This is a genomic window from Acidovorax sp. GW821-FHT10A04, assembly GCF_059415825.1.
The window spans coordinates 529132-550983 of the sequence record NZ_JBWKNZ010000002.1 but is presented as its reverse complement, the minus strand read 5'-3'; the positions used below and the strand labels follow the sequence as shown (position 1 = coordinate 550983).

The following is a 21852-nucleotide window of genomic DNA, read 5'->3' as shown; positions in this document are numbered from 1 at the left end:
GAGAAGGGGTCGATGTCATTCCGAAGCCAGGGCCACCACGGGGTCGAGCCCCGATGCGCGGCGCGCCGGCATGTAGCCGAAGACCAGGCCCGTGGCCACCGAGCAGGCGAAGGCGCCGCCCATGGCCGTGAGCGAGAAGATGACCGGCACGCCCGAGGCGATGAGCACCGCCCCCACGGCCAGGCCGATGGACAGGCCCGCCAGCCCGCCCACCAGCGTGACCAGCACCGCCTCGGTGAGGAACTGGCGCAGGATGTCGCGCTGGCGCGCGCCGGTGGCGATGCGGATGCCGATCTCGCGCGTGCGCTCGCGCACCGTCATCAGCATCACGTTCATCACGCCGATGCCGCCCACCACCAGCGACACGGCCGCGATCAGGCCGAGCATCATGGTCATGGCGTTGCGCGTCTGCGCCTCGGCCTGCAGCTTGGCAGCGGCATTGCCGATGCGGAAGTCCTCGCGCCCATGGCGTGCCAGCAGCAGGGCGTGCATGGCCTTCTCGGCCGCGGTCACCTGCTCGACCGAGGCGGCCGAGATCACCGTGTAGTCGGGCTGGGTCTGCACGCGGTACACGCGCGCCCGGCCCGCCTGGTAGGGGATGAAGACCATGTCGTCGTAGTTCTGCGCGCCCGAGTCGGCGCCGCGCTCGGCCATCACGCCGATCACCTCGAACGGTGCATTGCCGATCAGCAGGACGCGGCCCAGCGGGTTCGGCGTGTCCGGGAAGAACTGCTGGTGCGCCTTGTGGCCCAGCACCACCAGCGCGGCCAGGTCGCGGTCCTCGGCCTCGGTGTAGTAGCGGCCCTGGGCCACCTTCCAGTGGTGCACGGCGGGCATGTCCTCGCTCGCGGCGAAGACATAGACCTGGCGCTCCACGTTGCCCTGGCGCACGGGCGTCGGGTCGCCGATCACCGGCATCACGTAGCCGATCTCGGGCAGCGCGGCAATCGCCTCCAGGTCGCCTTCGGTGATCTCGCCCGGTGGCCCGCCGCTGCCCACGTAGGCGCCGCCCAGGTACATGATGGTCGTGCCCATGGACCCCATCTGGTCGACCACGCGCTGCTTGGCGCCCTCGCCCACACCCATCATCACGATGACCGAGGCCACGCCGATGACGATGCCCAGCAGGGTGAGCCCGGTGCGCGCCCGGTTCATGCGCATGCCGCGCCAGGCGCTGCGCGCGGCTTCGGCCAGCTCGGCCCACAGGGCGCGCCGCGCCCCACTCCCCTCCCCTGCGGCACGGACCGATGGCACGGCCGCCAACTGCGCCTGCCGCTCCTGCCCCGTGGCCTCCTGGCGCCCGCTGTCGGCCACGATCTGGCCGTCGCGGATCTCGATCACGCGGCGCGCCTGGGCGGCCACCTCGCGGTCATGGGTGATGAGCACGATGGTGTGGCCCGCGTCGGCCAGCTCGTGCAGCAGCGCCATGACCTCGGTGCCGCTGGTGGTGTCGAGCGCACCGGTGGGCTCGTCGGCGAGGATGATGCGCCCGCCGTTCATCAGCGCGCGCGCGATCGACACGCGCTGCTGCTGCCCGCCCGAGAGCTGGCTGGGCCGGTTCTCCAGCTTGTCGGCCAGGCCCAGGCGCGTGAGCAGCGCGGACGCACGCGCGGCCCGGTCCTGGCGCGACAGGCCGGCGTAGATGGCCGGCACCTCGACGTTCTCGCGCGCCGATTCTGCCGCGATCAGGTGGTAGCCCTGGAACACGAAGCCGAAGGCCTCGCGCCGCAGCCAGGCGAGCTGGTCGGCACCGAAGCCGGCCACGTCCTCGCCGTTGAAGCGGTAGCGCCCGCTCGTGGGCCGGTCCAGGCAGCCGAGCAGGTTCATGAGGGTGGACTTGCCCGAGCCCGAGGCCCCGACGATGGCCACGAACTCGCCCGCGTGGATGGACAGCGACACGCCGCGCAGCACCTCCACCTCGGGCTGGTCGCCGCCGCCGTAGCGCCGGCGCACGTCGGTGAGTTCGATCACCGGTGGGTGGGAGGCACCCACAGTCACAGCTTGAACCTCCTGGTGCCGGCCTGCGCCGCCCGCTCACCGGTGATCAGTTGCTCGCCCACCGCCAGGCCGCTGCGCACCTCGACGCGGTGGCGGCTTTTCACGGCCACCTCCACGGTGCGCGACTGCACGCTGCCATCGGCCAGCAGCACCCGCGCCGTATGCTGGCGCAGCCCTGGCACGGCCTTGGCGGCGTCCTTGGCCGCGGCACCCGGCGCGTCCTTCAGGGCAGAGATCGGTACGGTGATCACGCCGCGGGCCTGGGCGGTGACGAAGCTGGCCTGCGCCGTCATCTGCGGCATGAGCTCGCCGTCGGCGTTGTCCACGTCGAACAGCACGGTGTACGACACCGCCTTGCTTGCTGCCGCCTGCGCGTTGGCACCGCCGCCGGCGGCCTTGCCCTCGGGCGTGGGCGGTGCCGGCAGCACCTGGCGCACACTGCTCTGCCAACGCCGCGCGGCCGTGTCGGCCTGGTTGCCCAGCGTGGTGAAGTACACCGGCATGCCGACCCGCACGCGGCGGATGTCGGCCTCGGACACGTCGGTCCAGACCGTCATGGCCGAGAGGTCGGCGATGCGCAGGATGTTCGGGGTCTGGTAGGTGGCGTTCAGGGTCTGGCCCTCGCGTGCCTCCAATGCCACCACGGTGCCGGCCATGGGCGCGTAGATGCGCGTGTAGCCCAGGCGCGCCTCGTCGGCCTTGAGGCTGGCCTGCGTCTGGTCGATCTGGGCCTTGAGGTGCTCGATGCGCGCGGCGGTGGAGGCCAGTGCGGCCTCGGCCGTCTGCAGGTCTTCCAGGCGCGTGGCGCCCTCGCGCTCCATCTGCTGCTGGCGCGCCAGCTGCTGCTGCGCCAGGCGGTGCTGGGCCTGCTGCTCGGCCTGCTGGGCGCGCAGGCCGGCCAGTGCGGCACGGCCGCCGTCCACCGTGGCCTGCTGCACGCTGGGGTCGATCTCCACGAGCAACTGGCCCTTCTTGACCTCGGCGCCGGGCTGCACATGCAGGCGGTTGATCTGGCCCGAGACCTGGGCCCCCACGTCCACATACCGGCGCGGCTGCAGCGTGCCGATGGCGCTCACCGTGGCCTCGATGTCGCCGAGCGCGACGGGCGCGGTGTCGTACACCACCGGGGTGGGGCGGCTCCACCAGGCCACCGCCAGCGCACCGGCCACGGCCACCAGGGCGACAGACCCGAGCCAGCGGCCCCAGCGCGCGGAAGAAGGCGAAGAAGACGAAGAAGGAGGAATCGGCGCCATCAGCGTGCCACCTCGAAGCTCAGCGTGGCCGTGTGGCGCACGTCCTCGTAGCGCTTGCCGTCCAGCGTGGCGGCGCCGTTCACGCGCGCCGTCACCTCCAGCACGTACAGGCCCGGGAACGGGGTCTCCAGGCTCACCGTGCCGTCCTTGGCCGGTGCCAAAGTGCGGCGCCAGCCCGCGCTGGTGTCCACGTTGACCTGCGAGGCCGCCACGGTCTGGCCTTTCCACACCAGCTTGAAGGTGTTGCCGCCGGGGGTGGTGGGCACCAGCTCCAGGTCGTTGGCGGCGCGGGTCTCGGCACGGCCATGGCGCGCCTGGTAGAAGGTCAGCGCGCCCTTGTCGCCCACCACGCTGGTGGTCAGGCGCAGGTCCTGGCCCTCGGGGGCGGTGACGTCGATGTGGCCGGCCTGCGGCGCCAGCGGCAGGTCCTTGCCGTCGGCCAGGGTGGCACGCGGCGCCTTCAGGGCCGGCAGCGCGGCACTGCGGCGCTCCACCTCGCCGGTGTAGGCGCGGGCCTGTGCGCCTTCGCGCTGCAGCCACAGGTAGTCCGCATGGGCCGCGGGCGCCATGCAGGCGGCGGCCGTGGTGGCCAGCACGGCCAGGGCGGTGCCGCGCAGGCTGTTGGATCGGGAAGGAACAGGGAACGAAGAAGACAGCATGGCGTGTAGTGGATGAGACAGGAAGACAGCGGGCCGGCCTTTTTTGGAGGGCTCTTGCTGTCTATGACCAACGAGATCGAAAAACGGGCAATGCCAAGCCCGCTTTTTTCGGTCCGGCGTGAAAAAGCCAGGGCCCGCATGGCCCTGGAGGGCGGTTCAGTCCCAGGCGAGCGCGGCGATTCCGCCGGCCAGGCCCAGCACCAGGGCCATCCCGGCACCGGCCGCAGCCTGGCGCGGCCGGTAGGCCATGAGCCAGGCCACCAGCACACCGCCCGCGGTGAGAAAGCCCCACCAGGCGGCAAAGCCCACCGTGGCGCCCCAGGCGCCGGTACAGGCCAGCAGCGCCAGTGCCAGCAGCGCGCTGCCCGCGGCACGCAGCACCCGCCGGCGCCGGGGCGGAACCGTGCCCTGGCCGCAGACCTGTTCGTAGTGGCGGTCCATCGCCAGGCTGAGCCCGGCCATGCCCGCATAGCTGAGGGCCAGCGCCACGGCCGAGGCGCAGAGGGCCGTCATGCGCCCACCCCCTGCAGTGCCAGCAGCGCCGCGCCGAACACGGCCGAGGCGATGGCCAGGCCCGCCCAGGCGCGCAGGGCGCTGCGCGCGCTGAACACCCAGACCACCGCCAGCGCATACACCGCGAAGCTGAGCATGGTGGCCGTGAGCAGCGCGCTGGCAGGCGACGCCCCGGCGATCAGCGGCAGGGCCAGCGACAGCACGGCCGTGACCAGCGAGGCCAGTGCATAGCCGCCGAGGGCGCCCGCGATGGCACGGCTGGCCACCATGAGGCGGTAGCGCGCAGGAGAGCCGGGGTGTACTGCCATGCCGGTTTACTGCGCGACGAAGGTCAGCGTGGTCGTGTAGCCGAGCTTGGCGACCTTCTGGCCGGCGATCACCACCTCGCCCACCGCCGGCGCCTCGTGCGTGCTGACCAGCACGTAGCGGCCCTTGCCGCTCACGGGCACGTCGATGCGGCCGGCGGCGTCGGTCTTGAAGCCCTTGCTCCACTTGTCGGGCGTGATCACGGTGACCGCCTTGTTCGCCAGGGGCTGGCCCTTGAACAGCAGCGTGAAGCTGTTGCCACCGGCGGCCACGGGCACCAGCTCGTGGTCGAGCACGGCCTTGGTGTCGGTGCGGCCGGCACGCGCGTTGAACACGGCGGCCTGGTAGCTGCCGTCCTTGGCCTTCCAGGGCTTCCAGACCTGGTCGTTGAACAGGCGCACGTCGCCCGTCGCGGCCACGTCGGCCTCCAGGAATTCTTCCTTGGGGGTGAGCTTGGCGGTCTGCTTGCGGTCGCTGGTGAAGACCTGGGTGGTGGCGGCCAGCTTGGCCACTTCCTCGCCCTTGTCGTGGGCGCTGTCGGCATCGCCCACGTAGACGCGCACCGGGCCGGTGGCATCGCGCTCCAGCCAGAGCTGGTGGGCGCTGGCGGACAGTGCGAGGGTGGACAGGGCCACGGTGAGCAGCGTTTTCTTGAACATGAAGACTCCTTGGAAAAAATCGGTGGTGGTCAGCCGGCCGCATTGGCGGCCATGAGGGGCGCCTGGGTGGCCGGCGCGCGCGCGGCCGTGGCGGCACGCAGCTGCCTGCGGCGCACCCGGTGGGCCGCCACGGCGAAGCAGGCGCCCAGCGCCAGCAGGGTCAGGTCGAACCCGGCCAGCACCCAGTCGCCGGTCGGCAGGCTCACGCCCAGGTGGCGCTCGGTCGTCAGGGCATTGAGCACGGGCAGCAACGCGAAGGCGGCAGCCGCCAGCCACAGCGATTCGATCCAGGCGCGCAGCGGCGCACGGAATGCCGGGTACAGCAGCAGCAGGCCCCAGGTGATGAACATCGCGTGCACCTCCCAGTCGCGCCGGGTGGCGAAGTCGGCCGGGATCAGCCGGTTGGCCCAGAAGTAGGCCGCCACGGCCACGGGCAGGCCGGCGATGGTGCCGATGTTCAGGCACTCCACCAGGCGAAAGCCGAACTCGGGCTTCTCGCCGGCCTTGGCGCGCTTGTCCTGCTTCAGCTTGCGCTTGGCGGTCCACAGCACCAGGCCGGTGGCGATCATGGCGCAGCCGAGCAGGCCGCTGGCGAAGTACAGCCAGCGCAGCAGCGGCCCGGCAAAGCGGCCTTCGTGCAGCGCCAGCATCACGTTCTGCGTCTCGCGCGCGGCACCGTCGTCGGCCCGGGGGTCGAGCGGGGCACCGGTGTGTGCGTCAAAGCGCAGCCGCTCGCTGCCCGCGATGCGGCTGCCTGCCACGCGCACGACCTGCACGTCGGCGTCGGCGGCCTGGGGCTGCTGCACGCTGACACGGGCTACCTGGCCCGCGCCCCACTGCGCCTCGGCCTGGGCGACCAGCGGAGCGAGGGCGACGAGAGGCGCCCCCGCTCCGCCCGCAGCCGCACCGGATGCGGGGCGCTGCAGCAGGTCGTCATAGAAAGCCTGCGTGTTCCCGGCATAGTGGCTGGCCTGGATCCCAGCCGGCATGTACTGGAACAAAAAGAACACCAGCCCGCTGTAGGTGATCATCAGGAAGAACGGCAGCGCCGTCACGCTGATGAGGTTGTGCGCATCGAGCCACGAGCGCTGGCCCTTGCCCGGCCGGAAGGTGAAGAAGTCGGCAAAGATCTTCTTGTGCGTGATGACCCCGGTGACGATGGCCATGAGCATCAGCATGGTGCACACGCCCACGAGGCGGATCGCGACGTCGTAGGGCACGTAGTGCAGCATGTAGTGCATGCGGTACAGCAGGTGGCCGCCGCCGGTCTTGCGCACGGCCGGCTCGGCCGCGGCCTCGCCCGTCACCGGGTCCAGTGTCTTGCGCACGAAGCGCCCACGCGTACCGGGCTTGGCATCGGCCGCGGGCAGCTGGCGCCAGGTGACGGACAGGCTGCTGCTGCCGCGCTGCCCGGGCAATTGCACCGACCAGTCCTGCGCGCCCTGTGCATGGGTCTGCAGGTAGGCCTGCGCCAGCGCCACGGCCTTGTCGGGCGCCACCGGCATGGCGTCACCGGCCAGCGGCAATTCAGGTCGCATCCAGCGGTCGATCTCGTAGGCGAAGTAGCCGGCCGTGCCCGTCACGAACACGAAGAACAGCACCCAGCCCACGACCAGCCCGGTCCAGGTGTGCAGCCAGGCCATGCACTGGCGGAAACCTTCTTTCATGGCGCGCTCAGAACCGGACGTCCAGCCCCACGCGCAGGTTGCGCGGGGTGCCGTAGTAGGCGTTGCCGACGGTGTTGTAGTAAACCTTGTCGAACAGGTTGCCGACGTTGGCCGTGACGGCCACGGTGTCGGTCACGGCGTAGCGCGCCATCAGGTCCACCACGGCATAGGCCGGCTGCGTGAAGCGGGCACGCGCGGCGCCCTGGTTGTCGCGATAGATCTGGTTCTGCCAGCGCAGGCCGCCGCCCACCGTGAGGCCCTTGCCGATGCCGGCGATGCGGTAGCTGGTGAACAGCTTGAGCGTGTTCTGCGGCACGTCGGTGTTCAGGCGGGCACGCAGGCGGTCGTGCGTGATGTTGCGCGAGAAGCCCGCGGACACCTGCCAGCCCGGCTGCACCTCGCCCGAGGCCTCCAGCTCGAAGCCGCGCGTGCTGGTGCCCGACACGGCCTGGTAGGCCTGGCTGCCATCGGGCGCGAACACGTTGGGGATGGCCACGCCCAGGTTGTCCTGGCGCGCCTTGTAGACGGCACCAGAAACATTGAGCCGGTCGTTCTGGAAGGCGCCCTTGATACCGAGCTCGAAGCTGTCGCCGGTCTGCGGGTCCAGGTAGTCGCCGGTGGCCAGGCGCAGGTTCTGCGGCGTGAAGATGCTGGTGTAGCTCGCATAGGCCGACCAGTTGCGGTCGATGTCGACAACGGCGCCCAGGTAGGGAATCACCTCGCCGGTTTCACCGCGGTCGGTGATGGTGGTGGCACCCGTGGAGTAGCGGGTGCTGGTCTGGTAGCGGCTCCAGTCCACCAGGCGCAGCCCGGCCAGCAGGGCCAGGCTGTCGGTGGGCTTCAGACGCACGGTGGCATAGGCGCTGTTCAGGCGCTCGTCCGACGTGGCGCGGCCGACGCTCGGGTTGCTGGGCTCCGCAGGGGAGGTACCGTCCCAGGTATAGATGTTGCCGATGGCGCTGCTCCAGCCGGCATGCGTCCAGTTGGTGTAGTTGGGCGCCCGGTAGCTGGTGCGCGACATCTGCGCGCCGAAGGCGATGTCGTGCTTGCGACCCAGCAGGTCGAAGCGGCCCGTGGCCTGCACGTCCAGACTGTCCTGGCGCGGCTTGGCGGTCCAGCGGCCGGCCCACAGCGTGACGCCTGCCCCGGTTTCGCGCACGGGCGCACCGCCGCTGGCGTAGCCGATCATCTCGTCGTAGAAGTTCGTGGTGCGCGTGGCCGTGGCCTTGAGCTTCCAGTCGTCGTTGAAACGGTGCTCCAGCGCCGCGAACACCGAGGTGTAGTGGCGCTGCGAGTAGGCCCAGGGCGGGGCGGCCGAGGCCGAGCGCGCCCATTCGGTGCGTGTGCCGTCCGCGTAGTAGGCCGGCAGGCCGCCGCGCGCATGGCCCGTGGCATCGTGGTGCTGCACCGAGGCACCGGCGAACAGCTGGGTCTCGGGCGTGAGGTCGGCCTCGACCACGCCGTAGAGCAGCTTCTTGCGCTCCTTCAGGCGGTCGATGTAGGAATCGTTGTCCTGCGCCGCGGCCACCAGGCGGCCACGCACGCTGCCCGATGCGTTCAGCGGGGAGGAGATGTCCACCTCGGCGCGTGCATGGTTCCACGAGCCCGCCTCTGCGCGCACGTGGCCCTGGAAGTCGGCCGTGGGGCGCTTGCGGATCAGGTTGATGGCCGCGCCCGGCGTGCCCACGCCGTTCATGAGGCCCGAGGCACCGCGCACCACTTCGACCCGGTCGAACATGGCCATGTCGTTGGTCTGGAAGATGCTCGAGTAGTTCGAGTCCGTCTGGCGCACGCCATCGATCATGTAGGTGTTGACGGTGAAGCCGCGCGAGTAGATGGGCGAGCTGTCCGAGCCCTGGTTGCCGCCCTGACTGGACACCAGCCCCGGGGTCTGGGCCACCACGTCGGGCAGCTGGGTCAGGCCCTGGTCTTCCATGCGCTGGCGCGTGATCACGCTGACCGACTGCGGCGTCTCGCGCAGCGACAGGCCCAGCGGCGTGGCCGTGCCGGCCTGGCGCGTGGTGTAGGAGCCGCTGTTCTCGGTCAGGCCGCTGCGCTCGCCCGCCGCGGTCACGCGCACTTCGGACAGGGTGGTGCTGCCTGCGGCGGGCGCAGTGCCAGCCGCAGGCACCGGGATGCGCTGCACGGTGACAGCCGTGCCCTCGATCACGGCCACCAGGCCGCTGCCGGCCAGCAGGCGGTCCAGCGCCTCGCGTGGCGTGAGCAGGCCCGCCACGGCCGGCGCCGTGCGGCCCGCCACCAGGGCCGGCTGCACGATGAGTTCCAGCCGCGTCTGGCGCGCCAGGTCATTGAGCGCCTGGGCCAGCGGCTGGGAGGCAATGCTCAGCTGCACCGCCGGCTGTCCGGCCACGGCGGGCTGGGCCTGAACGGCAGGGATTGCAGCAAGGGCCAGCACGGCGGCAAGGGCGAGCGGTGCGGGACGGAATCGGTGGCGGCGCATGGACAAGGGTTCCCCGGTGTTGGAATTGAATAAGACGCTTTCTCAGGTAGACGCAGCACGGCGCCCGAACCCCAGGTCGCCGGGAAAATCTTTTTGCCGAAGGGACATCGGCCCCTGGCAGGGGCCCGGAATCAGGGCGCCGCGACGATCTCGGTCGTGGCGGCCTCGCCGCCCTGCGCCGCTGGCGCCTGCATGCGCACCGGCAGCACCTGGGGCAGCACGCGCACGAAGTTGTCGAGCCGGCGCGGGTCGAAGGTGCCCGTCAGGCGCAGGGCCGCGACCTCGGGGTCGCGCACCGTGAGCTGCGTGGGGCCGTAGCGGCCGAATTCGGCCAGCGCCTGGGCCAGTGGCGTGTTGTCGAAGCTCACCCGGCTTTCGCGCCAGGGCGCGATGCCTGAGGGCGGCACCGCCGCCACCGGCCCGAGCCGGCCCGTGGCATCGCTGGCGACCTGCTGGCCGGCAGTGAGCTCCACCACGGCCCCGGAGGCCGCGGCCGGCGCATCGGCACGGGCCACGCGCACACGCCCCTCTTCCACCGCCACGCGCACGCCCGCCTCGCCCGGGATGCCCGGGGTGTTGCGCACCGAGAAGCGCGTGCCCACCACGGTGATGCGCAGCGGGCCGGCCAGCACGTGAAAGGGCCGCGCGGCGTCGCCCTGCACGCGGAACACAGCCTGCCCCTCGGGCAGGCGCACCTCGCGGCGCTGGCGGAACAGCGCCACGTCGATGGCCGTGGCGGTGTCCAGCCGCAGGTGGCTGCCATCGGGCAGTTGCACATCCACCTGTTCGCCGGTGCGGGTGGCGATGTGCTTCTCGAACAGCGGCTGCTGCTGCCAGTGCTGCCAGGCGAGCAGGCCGCCGGCCGCCACCACGGCCACGCAAGCCACAGAGGCTGCCACGGTGGCACTGCCGGCCCATGCCCCGGCCAGCCAGCCGCGCGCTGGCCGGGGGGCCGCGGCCCGTTCGCGCACCAGGTCCTGCGCCAGGTGGGCGCGCAAGCGGGCCACGCCCTGCGCGGGCAGGGCATCAAGCTGCTGCCAGTCGGCCTGCCAGCGCGCAAAGGCGTCGGCATGCGCCGGGTCCTGCGCCTGCCAGGCGGCAAGTTCGCGCGCCTCCCCCGCGCTGAGCCCCCCGCGGCTGCGCACGAACCAGGCGAGCGCGTCGCGCTCGGCAGGGCCCGGCTCATGGCGGGGGGAGGACTGGTCGGTGGTCATGCAAAGGTTCGGGGCACGCAGGCCGGGCAGCGATTGTCGGTGCCAGGCCACTCCAGGGTGTAGACGCATGGGTGCCTGAAAACCCCAGGTCGATGCGGGCAGTTCAGGGCTGGCGCTCCCCTGCATCGGGGGCTAGGTCCACCCCATCGCGGCAGCGCCGGCAGGCCTGCATGGCGCGCTGGATGTGCTGCTCCACCATCTTGCGCGAGATGCCCATCTGCGCGGCCACCTCGGCATGCGAGAGGCCGTCGAACCTGTGCAGGATGAAGGCCTCGCGGCAGCGCAGCGGCAAGGCGTCGATGGTCGCCAACATCGCCTGCATGCCCTGGGAAGAGGCCGCCAGGGCCTCGGGCCCCAAGGCGGCAGGTGCCGCGAGGTCGGCCACGTCGGGCAGCGGCGCCTCGTCGCTGGCCCCGCCGGGCAGGGGCTCGCGCACGCTGCTGCGCCGGTGCTGGTCCACCAGCAGGTTGCGCACCGTGCGGTACAGCAGGGCCCGCGGCTGGGCGATGGCCTGGCCCGAGCGCTGCAGCGTGAGCACGCGCGCATAGGCTTCGTGCACCAGGTCGGCCGCGTTCTCGCGGCCGCGCGCGGTGCGGGCAAAGTAGTTCAGCAGTTCCTGGTAATAGCGGGCCAGCACGGCGCGGACGGGGAGAGGCAGTGGATCGACAGGCAGCACGGCTGCCATGGCAAATGCGAATTATTCTCAATATTGTAAAGGGGTGATTTCCCGCAGCTGCCGGGGAGCCCCTGCCACCTGCCCGGCTTTGCGCCCTGCCGACCATCAACCCCGGCCGTGCACGCGCGGCGCGCTTCACGTATGGTGGCGGTTCAGCCCCTCCCACCCCACCACCCCGTACCGCCCATGGCCACGCCCGCCCCCTCCTCCATCCACAGCTACGAGCCGCGCAATGGCCATGGCCTGCCGCACGACCCGTTCAACGCCATCGTCGGGCCGCGCCCCATCGGCTGGATCTCGACGCAAAGTGCCGCAGGCGCGCTGAACCTGGCGCCCTACAGCTTCTTCAACGCCTTCAACTACGTGCCGCCCATCGTGGGCTTTGCGAGCATCGGCTACAAGGACACGGTGCGCAACGTCGAGGAGACGGGCGAGTTCGTCTGGAACCTGGCCACACGCTGCCTGGCCGAGGCCATGAACCAGAGCTGCGCGGCCGTACCGCCCGAGGTGGATGAGTTCCAGCTCGCAGGCCTCACCCCGCAGGCCAGCACCCAGGTGGCACCACCGCGCGTGGCCGAGAGCCCCGTGGCCTTCGAATGCCGGCGCACGCAGATCCTGCAGCTGCAGGGGGTGGACGGCGCACAGGTGCCGACCTGGCTGGTGCTGGGCGAGGTGGTGGCCATCCACATCGACAAGGCGCTGCTCAAGGACGGCATCTACGACACGGCCGCCGCAGGCCACATCCTGCGCGCGGGCGGCCCGGCCGACTATTTCACGGTAGGCCCCGAGCAGCTCTTCAAAATGTACAGACCAAGGTAACCCCCTGAGGCGCTTCGCGCCATCCCCCTGGAAGGGGGACGCTCCCAGCGCGGCGGGGCGGCCCTTGCGCGGGAGCACTGGCCTTGAGCATGCCAGTTTTCGCCTTCAGCGGGCATGGGCGAGCCTGCAGCCGAGACGCGAGGCCCCGTAGAAGCTGCAGCCATAGGTTGCCGGCAGTTACAACTGCGCGCGCCACGATGTAACAAGCCGTGGCAGCATCCTGGCGAGATCCCAGGAGACACGCATGCCCCGCCCCACCTTCGCCCTGCTGGCCTCGCTGGCACTGCTGGCCAGCGCCGCCGTGGCCGCGCCCACCGTGGGGCCCTGCCCCGTGCTGCCGGCCGACCATGTGTTCAACACCCGCATCGACCAATTGCCGGTGCATCCGCAATCGGCGGCCTTTTTGCAGACCATCAGCACCGGTAGCCGGCGCCTGCACCTGGACCTGGGCCAGAGCGAGGACATGGCCAGCACCGAGTACTGGGGCATTCCGTACAACGTCGTGCAGGGCAGCAAGATCACCTGGCCAGCGGTCTACTTCGATGCCGACGGAGCCCCCGACGAAAGCGACTGCGCGCGCGCCGACGGCAGCCTGGCGCGGCCCTGCACGGGCCTGACCAGCCCCGCACGCCTGCCCTTCCCGCTGCAGCCCAAGGTGGAAGGCGGCATCAGCAGCAACAAGGCGGTCTACAACGACCACCACATCCTCAGCGTGGACACCGACACCTGCACGCTGTGGGAGAGCTACCTGAGCTATGCCCGTGCCGACGGCGGCTGGGACATCTACAGCAGCGCCGCCTTCGACCTGCGCTCCAACGCGCTGCGCCCCGCGGGCTGGACCTCGTCGGACGCGGCAGGCTTTCCGATCTTCCCGCTGCTGCTGCGTGCCGAGGAGGCCAGCACCGGCGAGATCCAGCATGCGCTGCGCTTCACCATCCAGAGCAGCAAGATCCGCACGAGCTACACCTGGCCGGCGCGCCACCTCACGCGCAACGGCGATGCCTCGGCCGCCAAGCCGCCCATGGGCCAGCTGTTCCGCCTGCGCGCCGATTACGTGGTGCCGGACAGCTACACGGCGCAGGCCAAGGCCATCCTCAACGCGCTCAAGCGCTACGGCATGTACATCGCCGACGGCGGCTCGGACATGTACATCACGGGCGACCCGAGCCGGCTGTGGCAGGACGCGACCATCACCCAGGTGCAGACCGTGCCGCACACGGCCTTCGAGGCGGTGGACCTCGCGCCCATCGCCGCGCGCGCGGGCTTCAGCGCCGACAGCGGGCGCGTGCCGCCCGCACCGGGCACCGGGCCCACCACACCGGCCAGCTTTTCAGGCACGACCGAGGGCACGGTGCAGTCGCTGCGGCTGACCGGGCGCGTGCAGCCCGCATCGGGCGACGTGGGCCAGGGCGGTGTGGTCTATGTGGTGGCCTCGGTGCCGGGCGTGGGCCTGGCGGTGCTGTCGCCGCAAGGCTGGACGCTGTTCAACGGCGCCTCGACGCCAGCGCCGGCCTGGCAGGGCACGCTGACAGCCTCGCAGACCGTGCCGATCCTGGAACTGGTCAATGTGAGCGGCCTGCGCGGCACGCAGTTCTTCCTGGGCTACGGCACCAGCCTGGCGGACATGCTGAGCAACGCCAAGTTCCAGCTGATCTATACGGTGCCCTGAAATCGGCTCAGCGCGACAGGGGCGCGCACAGGCCCTGTTGCGGCTCGCGCGCCCACTGCTCCAGCCAGGCCCACAGCTGCTGCACGCCGTCGCGCCCGGGGCTTTGCAGCCCGTGGTCGGCGCCGGGCAGCTCGCGCGCGCACCAGGGCGCCTTGCGCCCCTGCGCCAGCTGCGCCCCTTGCGCGAAGGCCGCAGGCGGCACCAGCGCATCGGCACCACCCCACACCTGCAGCACCGGCCAGGGCCCGTCGCGCAGGGGCCGGGCCAGCGGCCAGTGCCACAGGTCGCGCCAGTAGCCCAGGCTGCGGCCCTGCGCGGGCGCGCTGTCGGGCAGGCTGCTGTCGGCCTGCAGGCGGCCCAGGGCCTCCCAGTCGGCCCCGGCCCCGAGGCGCTGCGCCTGCAGGGCACCGGCCTCGCGCGGGTCGAGCCCGCTCGCGGACAGCAGCACCAGGCCCGCCAGCCCGGGCACCTCGGGTGCGAGCGCGGGCAGCAGTTCGGCCCCTTCGGAGATGCCGACCAGCACCTGGGGCAGCGCCTGCAGGCCGCGGGCCTGGCGCTCCCGGGCATCGGCACGCAGCGCGGCACGGGCATGCCCGCGCCAGGCCGAGAGGCGGTCGGCCTGCACGAAATCGGCAGCGCAGGCGCCGGCCGCCGTGCGCGCACCGGGCGCCACGCCGGGCTTGTGCAGCACCAGCACCTCGGCATGCAGCAGGCCGGCAAAGTAGCGGTCGGCCAGCGGCCCCATGCCGGCGCAGCCGGAGCCGGGCACCACGATCACGCGGTAGCGCAGCGGCGCGGTGCGCGCGGGCCGCTGCAGGGCCTGCACGCGCGCCTCTCCCACCCCGGGCAGCGGATGGGGCGCGAAGGCCGTGGCATCCGCAGCAGCCTCAGGCCCCGGCTGCGCCGCGCAGCCGGCCACGAAAAAGGCCAGCGCAAGGCTGGCCTTCAGGGCGGGACGCATGCGGCCCATCATGGCTGCAGGGAACCCGCGCAGCTCACTTGAGGATCAGCACCTGGTCGGGCTGCTGGGGCACGGGCACCGGCTGGCCACCACCCTGGTAGACCACGGGCGGTGGCGGTGGACGCACGCCGCGCGCCAGGTGGGCATCGGTGTAGCCCAGCTGGGTGGCCAGCTGCGCGTACACGTCCTGCGCCAGGCTCTGCGAGGTCTCGCGCATCACCTTGGCCCGGTTGGGCGGGGCGATGTCGCCGCGGTTGGACAGGATCTTGGTGTCGTTGCCTTCGCCCTGCGCGGAGAAGGCCGCCTTGATCTCGTAGGTGCGGGTGTTGATCAGCGAGAAGTCGGTCAACAGCTGCAGACCGTACTGGCGCGTGGCGCTGGTCGTGCCCTGCAGGGGCGAGAGCGCATCGGTGAAGTTGATGCTGGAGACCACGCCGAAGAGCACGTAGTCGGCACCGGCGAACTCGCCCTTCTTGATGCGCGCGACCACGTTGGCCACCTGGTTCTGGACCTGGGGCGTGGCCATCTTGCCGGTCTGCACCTGGTTGAGCACCTGCTCGGCCTTGCTGTTCTGCGGCTTGCCGGCGTCGAAGCCCTTGCTCTGCACGAGGCGGAAGTAGGTGCCCTGCAGGATGGCGCCCTTGATGTCGTTGGTGTAGCCGCCGAGCTCGCGCTGCTCGATGTAGCTGTAGCGGCCGGCCACGAAGGTGCCGCTGGCCTGCTCGGAGGCCTGCATAGAGTGGCTGCCCGAGCCGCCGTACATGCCGTGGCTGGCGCTGCCGCCGGCGCTCATCTGGGCGCTGCGCTGGTAGGCGCCGGCCACGAAGTACTCCGAAACCTGCTGGGCGTAAGCCAGGTCGGTCACGGCGATCTTGGGGGCCGCATTCTGGGCCTGGGCGCCAGCGCTCCAGGTCAGGGCGGTGACGGCCAGCACGGACAGTGCGGCCGCGAGGGTGGTTCTGCGTTGCATGGTGAGGTCCTTTCAGTGCCGCGGTCGATCAGCGCTTGCTGGTCTTGCGGATTTCTTTTTCGTCCTGCCATTCCACGGTGCCTTCCTGCACGTCGAACAGCTTGAGCGTGAACTTGTAGTACACGTCCTTGGTGGAGTTGCTCTGCTTGACGATGCTGGTCAGCTCGCCTTCCATGCTGTACTTGGCGGCCGTCATCTGGCCGACCTTGGCGGTGGTGCCCTGCTTGTACAGGCCGCTCTGGTTCTGGCGCTGCAGCTCGTCCACGCCCTGCTGCATCTCGTTGATGGAGCGCACGAAGCGCACCTTGCCGGACTTGACCAGCGCGGTCTGGATCGAGTTCATCACGTTGGTGGTGTCGATGTACTCGCTGGTCTTGTTCTTCACGGTCGAGATGGTCACCGTGGGGCGGCCCTGGAAGATGCCGGTCTCGAGCAGGCCGCCGGTCATCTTCTCGGCAATCATCTGCAGGTCGGTGGAGCCGAACTCGTTGGTTACCAGTTCCACGGCCTTGGCGTCGCCGTAGTTGACCTGGCGGTCGAAGCGCACGGTGGGCGAGGACAGGTTCTGGCAGGCCGAGAGGGCCAGGGTGCTGGCCGCGAAGGCCAGGATGAGCGCGGTGCGCTGGATGCTGCTGTTGTTGCGTTGCATGGTGTGTTCTCCGGTCGGCGCTGTGGGGTTCAGCGCGGTTCTACGTTCATTTCCAGGCGCAGGTCGACTGCGGCGCTGGTGGGGGCTACGCTCTTGACGGTCTGCTGGCCCAGGCCCAGCACACTCATCTGCTTCCACGACTCTCCGTCACCCACCTGGTTGCCCACCTGGTCCAGCCACTTGAAGCGGTAGAACACGGTGCGGTCGGTGCGGCCCATGTTGGCCATGTCGGCCTGCACCACCAGGATCTCGTTGGTGCGCACGATGCGCATCTCGCGCACGGCGATGCTGTTGGCCTCGCCGCGCAGCGCCACCTTGGAGGCCACGGCGATCGGTGTCGCGGGGTCGTGCAGTTGGGCATGGGCCGCTGCGCCGGTCAGTGCCATCACGGCGACGCCGAGGGCGGTCAGGTGTGTGCGGATAGTCATGGATCAAACTCCTTGGAAAACGGTCTTCAGGTCAGTTCTTGGCCGGGGTCACGGGCGCTTGCGCGGGCTTGGCCGCAGGCCGCGTGCGGTTGGTGGTGGTGGTTGTCGTCTTGGTGGTCGTCGTCGTGGAGATCGTCTTGGTGGACGATGCAGGCACCTCGACGGCCGCTGGCGCCACGGCGGCGGTGGAAGACGCGGCGGCCAGCTGGCCGACCGATGCCACGTCGCCCATGAGCACGCTGTTCTCGTACAGGCGCAGGGGCACCAGGGCGTACTGGCCGTCGACCTTCACGGGCTGGGGCAGCGCGCGGCCGTTGATGGTCACGGTGTGTTCGCCGGGTGGCAGGTAGCCGCGGGCCACGTAGACGCGGCCGGGCAGCATGCGCCACATGCGGTCGTCGGCCTGTTCGGTGGCCGAGGCCGCCACGGCACCCACGATGCCGCCCAGCAGGCCGCCCTTCTTCTGCAGCTGGTCCTGCATCACGCCCTTGGCGACGGCGCGGGTGAAGCCGCGCAGCACCATGCCGGGCATTTCGTCCTTCAGGGCACGGCGTGCCATGACGTTCACGTCCACCACTTTTTCGAGCTTGAAGTCCGTGCCGGCTGCCGACAGGTTGGTCAGCGGCGCGTCACGCGAGGGCTCGATCACGGGGTAGGAGACACTCACCGTGGTCCAGCGGCTGCCCACGGGCACCGGCAGGGTGAAGGCACGGGGCTTGCGCGCGGGGGCGTCACCGGCCTCGACCACGAACAGAACGTCGGTCATGCGCTGGCGGCGCTTCCAGGTGAAGCTGGTGCGGCTGTCCAGGCCACGCAGGCCTTCTTCGAGCACACCGGTCTCGGGCTTGAGCTCGATGGCCTTGCGGTAGCCCGGCGCGGCCAGGCCCGGCTCGTTGAGCATCTCGTACAGGAAGCCGGCCAGGTAGTGGCTCAGGGCGTTCTGGTAGCCGTTCTTCAATGCCAGCACTTCGGGGTCGTTGAAGGTCTCGACGGGGTAGCCGTTGAGCTCCTTGCCGCCCGAAGTGGCGCCCTTGGACTTGGCTTCCTGCTCGGCCGCCAGGGTTTCCTTGGAGCGGAACTCGGCAATGATGGCTTCGCGTTCGTGCGTGCGCTTGATGTCCACGCGGGCGTTTTCCACGTCGCCCACGGCCACGCGGTTGAGCGCCAGGCGCGTGGTCAGCCAGACCTTCTCGTAGTCCTGGCCTTCATAGGCCTTCAGGCGCTCGCTGATCAGCGCCGCACCCACGGTGCCCATGAGCTTTTGCGGGTTGCTCTTGGCCGTGTCTTCCCATTCCTTGACCTTCACGTCGGCCAGCAGGAAGGCGTTCGTGCTGTCCGCATAGCGCCGGTCCATGCGCAGCAGCTCGCCGCGCTCCATGTTGAACAGCAGCGCGGTCTTCTCGTCCTCGGTCTTGGCCGTGGATTCGAGCTGGGCGATGGCCGCAGGAATGCCGCCGCTGCGGCCGGCGCCCTGCACGTCCGTGGCGAGCTTGTCGTGGCTCTGCATCGTCGCGCAGCCCGTGAGGGCGGCGCTCAGCGCCAGCACCCACAGAAGGCGGGGACGGAATTGGGGTCGGGTTGTCATGAATACTCCTTGCAAATGGATCGGGTGTTCACCAGAAAACCCCGGCGACGCGCCCCTGCAACAGGAATGCTGCGGCGGACACCGCAAGGGGTGCCGCACGCGGCATGCCGCTGGCGAGGGAGGTAGTCGACCGGACAAGGAAGGCTGTGCAGGTCCGAGCGCTCCCTCCTGGCGCTGGTCCTCGCTGCTGCTGCTGCAAGCCCCCTGTGGCTGTGAATTTCTAGGTTCTTGTGTGGTCTGTAGCCAGGGCGCAATGTAGCAAAAGGATGTATCTTTTCTGTAACCGGCAGCGGGCTGTGAAAACAGTTGTAGCGGTGCATTTCAGGCCCCCTTGTCCAGCAGCAGCGGCAGGCGGTAGAGCCACACCACCCGCCCGCCGGGCGCACGCAACTGGGCGCTGGGCAGCAGGCCGGGCACGGCAAATTCCAGGCTCACCAGCCAGGCGCCGGCGGCCATCTCGGCCTGGGCCTTGGCGGCGGCGCGGGCCATGCTTTCGGGGCGCTGGAACAGGTAGACCATCTGGTAGCCGCTCCAGTCGGCGGCCCACATGTCGCCGCGGCGCACCTGGGCCCAGGGGCAGCGCAGCGCGCAGGCCAGGCGCAGCGGCCAGCTCCACTCCAGCCCCTCCAGGCGGGCATGCGGGTAGGCGTGGCGCAGGGCGATGAGCCCGTCGCCCACGCCGCAGCCCGCATCGAGCACGCGTGCGCCCTGCGCCACGGGCGCCTGCACGGCCAGGGCCTGCAGCGCGTGGTGCGGTGTCGGGAACAGCGGCGCATCGCGCCAGGCATTGAGCGGGTACACGAGCAGCAGCAGCGCCAGCGGCACCAGCCAGGCCCAGGCCGGCAGGCTGGCCATGCCGGTGAGCGCCAGCGAGAGCGGGAAGCCCAGCGCGATCAGCCCACGCCGCCACCAGGTGGCCCCGAGCACACTGGCCGCCGTGCCCAGCAGGCTGGCCGCCACCAGCGCCGCCACGGGCGGCACGGTCCGCTGCAGGCTGAGGTACAGCAGCCATGCCCCCGCCCACGCCAGCAGCGCAGGGAGAGGCCAGGGCAGCAGGCGCAGTGGCATATGCATTACAGGCCCAGAAGGCCGTGCAGGGATGGGACGGAGCCGGAGACGATCAGGCCCACAGTCTGCGCCCAAATCGCGCAAACGACCATGCCCACAAGCCCCGTGGCCAGGGCGGCGGGATGCAGTGACGGCAGGCGGCTTGCGCGGGGCATGGAACTCTCCGGAACTCCCCCGGTGCACATGCCCCGGGATGGAATGGAGCGCAGTGTAGGCCGGCATGGCGCGCTGCAACACGCCTGTGCAAGCCACCGCAGCACGATTGTGTGCACTTTGTCACGTGGCCCCGTGCCAGGGGGCCCGTGCGCCCTGAACAGGCACCGCCCAGAGCGGATAACAAAACTCAGCGAAGCGGTTCTGGCTAGGCGCTGCGTCGCAGGCAGTACGAGTAGTACGACAAGACGCGGCAACGACGCCAGAAGAGTTTTGTTAGCCGCTCTCAGCCGCGCAGGCGCTCGATCAAGCCGTTGAGTTCCTCGATGGAGCCGAACTGGATCGCCAGCTCGCCCATGTCCTCCACACGCCCTGCCCGCTTCACGCGCTTCTTCACGCGCACCTCGACCTCGGCCATGAGCAGGTCGGACAGCTCTTCCTCCACGCGCCGCAGGTCGCGCGATTTTTCCTTCTTGGGCTTTTGCGGCACCAGGCTGAACTCGGCGCCGATCTTCTTGACCAGGGCTTCGGCCTCGCGCACCGACAACTTCTTGGCCGCGATCTGGTTGCCAGCCGTGATCTGCGCCGCGCGCTCGAGCGACAGCAGCGCGCGCGCATGGCCCATGTCGATGTCGCCGGCCATGAGCATGGTCTGCACCGGCTCGGCCAGGTTCAACAGGCGCAGCAGGTTGCTCGCGGCGCTGCGCGAGCGGCCCACGGCCTGGGCGGCCAGCTCGTGCGTGAGCCCGAATTCGCGCACCAGGCGCTGCAAGCCATGGGCCTCTTCGAGCGGGTTCAGGTCCTCGCGCTGGATGTTCTCGATCAGCGCCATCGCGGCCGCCGCCTCGTTGGGCACGTCGCGCACCAGCACCGGCACGCGGTCCAGGCCGGCCAGGCGCGCGGCACGGAAGCGCCGCTCGCCGGCGATGATTTCGTACTTGCCGGCGTTCTCGCCATCGGCCAGGCGCCGCACCAGGATGGGCTGCATGATGCCCTGCACCTTGATGCTTTCGGCCAGCTCGTACAGCGCGCCCTCGTCCATGCGCGTGCGCGGCTGGTACATGCCGGGCACCATCTCGGCCAGGGTCAGCGTGTTGGGCAGGCCGGCATCGGCCGCCTGGGCCTGCTCGGTGGCTTCGCTGACCTTGGGGCCCAGCAGGGCTTCGAGGCCGCGTCCGAGGCCCTTGGGTTTTTTGGTGACCATGGTGAGAAAGCTTTCTTGTTCTGTGTTCTGGGAATCAGGGGCAGCGCCGCGTGGCCATCACTGGTCAATGATCACCAGCGTGCCATGGCTGCCCGGTGCCACCGCATGGGGCACGCCCGCCGGCACGATGAAGACCTCGCCGGCCTGCACCTCGGTGACCTGGCCCTGCAGGGCCAGGCGCATGCAGCCCTCGATCACCAGCAGGGCTTCGTCGAAGTCATGCGACTCGTCGGGGTAGGCGCCGTCGTCCATGCGCAGCACCTTGACGTTGGCGTTGGCAGCCCGGCCGACGACGCGGGATGACCAGGCGTTTGGAAACGACCGGGCCGTTTCCAGGAGATTGGTTTTGGACATAGGGCTCAGGCGGTGGAAAGCGGCGGCAGGGGGGACGACCGCAGCCCGGCCAGCAGGGCCTGGCCCTCGGACCAGTCCGCCAGGCCCGATTCGGCATTGATGTGGCCGCGCTCGCCATGGTCGATGAAGCGCGCACCCCAGGCCCGGGCCATGCCTTCGGCGCGCTCGAAGCTGCAGTACGGGTCGTTGCGGCTGCCTACCAGCACGGCAGGGAACGGCAGGGCCCGGCGTGCGATGGGCGACCAGCCCGGCAGATAGCCGGCGATGTCCTCGCGCTCCACATCGCCAGGGGCCACCAGCAGCGCCCCCTTCACGCGGTGGGTGTTGGATGAATGCGCGGCCCACCAGGCGGTGAGGATGCAGCCCAGGCTGTGCGCCACCAGCACCACGGGGCCGGGGGCATCGACAATGGTTTCCTCGAGCCGCGCGGTCCAGTCGCCGCGCAGCGGGCGCATCCAGTCGTGCTGCTCCACGCGGTGAAAGCCGTGCAGCGCCTCCCAGCGGCTCTGCCAGTGTTCGGGGCCGGAGCTCTGCCAGCCGGGCAGCACCAGCACGGTGTCGGAGGGTGAATTCATACTATGAATCT

The 21852-nt window shown here is 70.4% G+C and carries 21 protein-coding genes; 2 read left to right on the top strand and 19 right to left on the bottom strand.

The window, feature by feature from the left end; translation table 11 throughout:
* Positions 1-15: 15 nt before the first annotated feature.
* The 10 genes from AC07PF_RS06935 to AC07PF_RS06890 form a co-directional block, all read right to left on the bottom strand.
* Positions 16-1998, bottom strand: a complete 1983-nt coding sequence (locus AC07PF_RS06935; RefSeq protein ID WP_494611307.1) for a MacB family efflux pump subunit — start codon at positions 1996-1998, stop codon at positions 16-18.
* Positions 1995-3251 (bottom strand): efflux RND transporter periplasmic adaptor subunit, encoded by a 1257-nt coding sequence (locus AC07PF_RS06930; RefSeq protein WP_494611306.1) that lies wholly within the window; start codon positions 3249-3251, stop codon positions 1995-1997. Before AC07PF_RS06930 ends, AC07PF_RS06935 begins: the two co-directional genes overlap by 4 nt.
* Positions 3251-3910 (bottom strand): hypothetical protein, encoded by a 660-nt coding sequence (locus AC07PF_RS06925; RefSeq protein WP_494611305.1) that lies wholly within the window; start codon positions 3908-3910, stop codon positions 3251-3253. The genes AC07PF_RS06930 and AC07PF_RS06925 overlap by 1 nt, the downstream gene beginning before the upstream one ends.
* A 156-nt stretch (positions 3911-4066) precedes the next feature.
* Positions 4067-4423 (bottom strand): DUF3325 domain-containing protein, encoded by a 357-nt coding sequence (locus AC07PF_RS06920; protein ID WP_494611304.1) that lies wholly within the window; start codon positions 4421-4423, stop codon positions 4067-4069.
* Entirely contained in the window at positions 4420-4731 is a 312-nt protein-coding gene (locus tag AC07PF_RS06915; protein WP_494611303.1) for a DUF3649 domain-containing protein, read from the bottom strand. Before AC07PF_RS06915 ends, AC07PF_RS06920 begins: the two co-directional genes overlap by 4 nt.
* A 6-nt stretch (positions 4732-4737) precedes the next feature.
* Complete coding sequence (locus AC07PF_RS06910) at positions 4738-5388, bottom strand: nickel uptake transporter family protein (RefSeq protein ID WP_494611302.1); 651 nt, start codon at positions 5386-5388, stop codon at positions 4738-4740.
* 29 nt (positions 5389-5417) lie between these two features.
* Positions 5418-7055 carry a PepSY-associated TM helix domain-containing protein gene (locus AC07PF_RS06905; protein WP_494611301.1) on the bottom strand — a complete coding sequence of 546 codons (1638 nt, stop codon included), beginning with the start codon at positions 7053-7055 and terminating at the stop codon, positions 5418-5420.
* A gap of 7 nt (positions 7056-7062) precedes the next feature.
* Complete coding sequence (locus AC07PF_RS06900; RefSeq protein ID WP_494611300.1) at positions 7063-9516, bottom strand: TonB-dependent siderophore receptor; 2454 nt, start codon at positions 9514-9516, stop codon at positions 7063-7065.
* Between the two features lie 131 nt (positions 9517-9647).
* Positions 9648-10730 (bottom strand): FecR family protein, encoded by a 1083-nt coding sequence (locus AC07PF_RS06895; RefSeq protein WP_494611299.1) that lies wholly within the window; start codon positions 10728-10730, stop codon positions 9648-9650.
* Positions 10731-10833: 103 nt separating this feature from the next.
* Positions 10834-11415 (bottom strand): sigma-70 family RNA polymerase sigma factor, encoded by a 582-nt coding sequence (locus AC07PF_RS06890; protein ID WP_494611298.1) that lies wholly within the window; start codon positions 11413-11415, stop codon positions 10834-10836.
* A 177-nt stretch (positions 11416-11592) separates the two neighbouring features.
* On the opposite strand from AC07PF_RS06890, the gene AC07PF_RS06885 reads away from it, so the two are divergent.
* Positions 11593-12225 carry a flavin reductase family protein gene (locus AC07PF_RS06885; protein WP_494611297.1) on the top strand — a complete coding sequence of 211 codons (633 nt, stop codon included), beginning with the start codon at positions 11593-11595 and terminating at the stop codon, positions 12223-12225.
* A 244-nt stretch (positions 12226-12469) separates the two neighbouring features.
* Positions 12470-13894, top strand: a complete 1425-nt coding sequence (locus AC07PF_RS06880) for a hypothetical protein (RefSeq protein ID WP_494603435.1) — start codon at positions 12470-12472, stop codon at positions 13892-13894.
* 7 nt (positions 13895-13901) lie between these two features.
* Here the strand turns inward: AC07PF_RS06880 and AC07PF_RS06875 are convergent, their stop codons facing one another.
* The 9 genes from AC07PF_RS06875 to AC07PF_RS06835 all read right to left on the bottom strand — a co-directional run bounded on the left by AC07PF_RS06875 (position 13902) and on the right by AC07PF_RS06835 (position 21841).
* A complete protein-coding gene (locus AC07PF_RS06875; RefSeq protein WP_494611296.1) occupies positions 13902-14855 on the bottom strand; it encodes an alpha/beta fold hydrolase in 954 nt (317 codons plus the stop codon).
* A gap of 34 nt (positions 14856-14889) precedes the next feature.
* Positions 14890-15825 (bottom strand): hypothetical protein, encoded by a 936-nt coding sequence (locus tag AC07PF_RS06870; RefSeq protein ID WP_494611294.1) that lies wholly within the window; start codon positions 15823-15825, stop codon positions 14890-14892.
* A gap of 28 nt (positions 15826-15853) precedes the next feature.
* Positions 15854-16474 carry a penicillin-binding protein activator LpoB gene (lpoB, locus tag AC07PF_RS06865; protein WP_218885812.1) on the bottom strand — a complete coding sequence of 207 codons (621 nt, stop codon included), beginning with the start codon at positions 16472-16474 and terminating at the stop codon, positions 15854-15856.
* A 29-nt stretch (positions 16475-16503) separates the two neighbouring features.
* Positions 16504-16902, bottom strand: a complete 399-nt coding sequence (locus AC07PF_RS06860) for a YcfL family putative periplasmic lipoprotein (RefSeq protein WP_007857023.1) — start codon at positions 16900-16902, stop codon at positions 16504-16506.
* Between the two features lie 31 nt (positions 16903-16933).
* Positions 16934-18487, bottom strand: coding sequence for a COG3014 family protein (locus AC07PF_RS06855; protein WP_494611293.1), 1554 nt, complete (start codon positions 18485-18487; stop codon positions 16934-16936).
* Positions 18488-18808: 321 nt separating this feature from the next.
* Positions 18809-19561, bottom strand: a complete 753-nt coding sequence (locus AC07PF_RS06850) for a class I SAM-dependent methyltransferase (protein ID WP_494611291.1) — start codon at positions 19559-19561, stop codon at positions 18809-18811.
* A 433-nt stretch (positions 19562-19994) separates the two neighbouring features.
* The gene (locus tag AC07PF_RS06845; protein WP_007857027.1) at positions 19995-20912 is read right to left on the bottom strand and encodes a ParB/RepB/Spo0J family partition protein; all 918 of its coding nucleotides are present in this window, start codon (positions 20910-20912) and stop codon (positions 19995-19997) included.
* Positions 20913-20969: 57 nt separating this feature from the next.
* On the bottom strand, positions 20970-21266 hold the full coding sequence (locus AC07PF_RS06840; protein WP_494611290.1) for a cupin domain-containing protein: 297 nt from the start codon (positions 21264-21266) through the stop codon (positions 20970-20972).
* 5 nt (positions 21267-21271) lie between these two features.
* Positions 21272-21841, bottom strand: a complete 570-nt coding sequence (locus AC07PF_RS06835; RefSeq protein WP_494611289.1) for an RBBP9/YdeN family alpha/beta hydrolase — start codon at positions 21839-21841, stop codon at positions 21272-21274.
* Between the last annotated feature and the right edge of the window lie 11 nt (positions 21842-21852).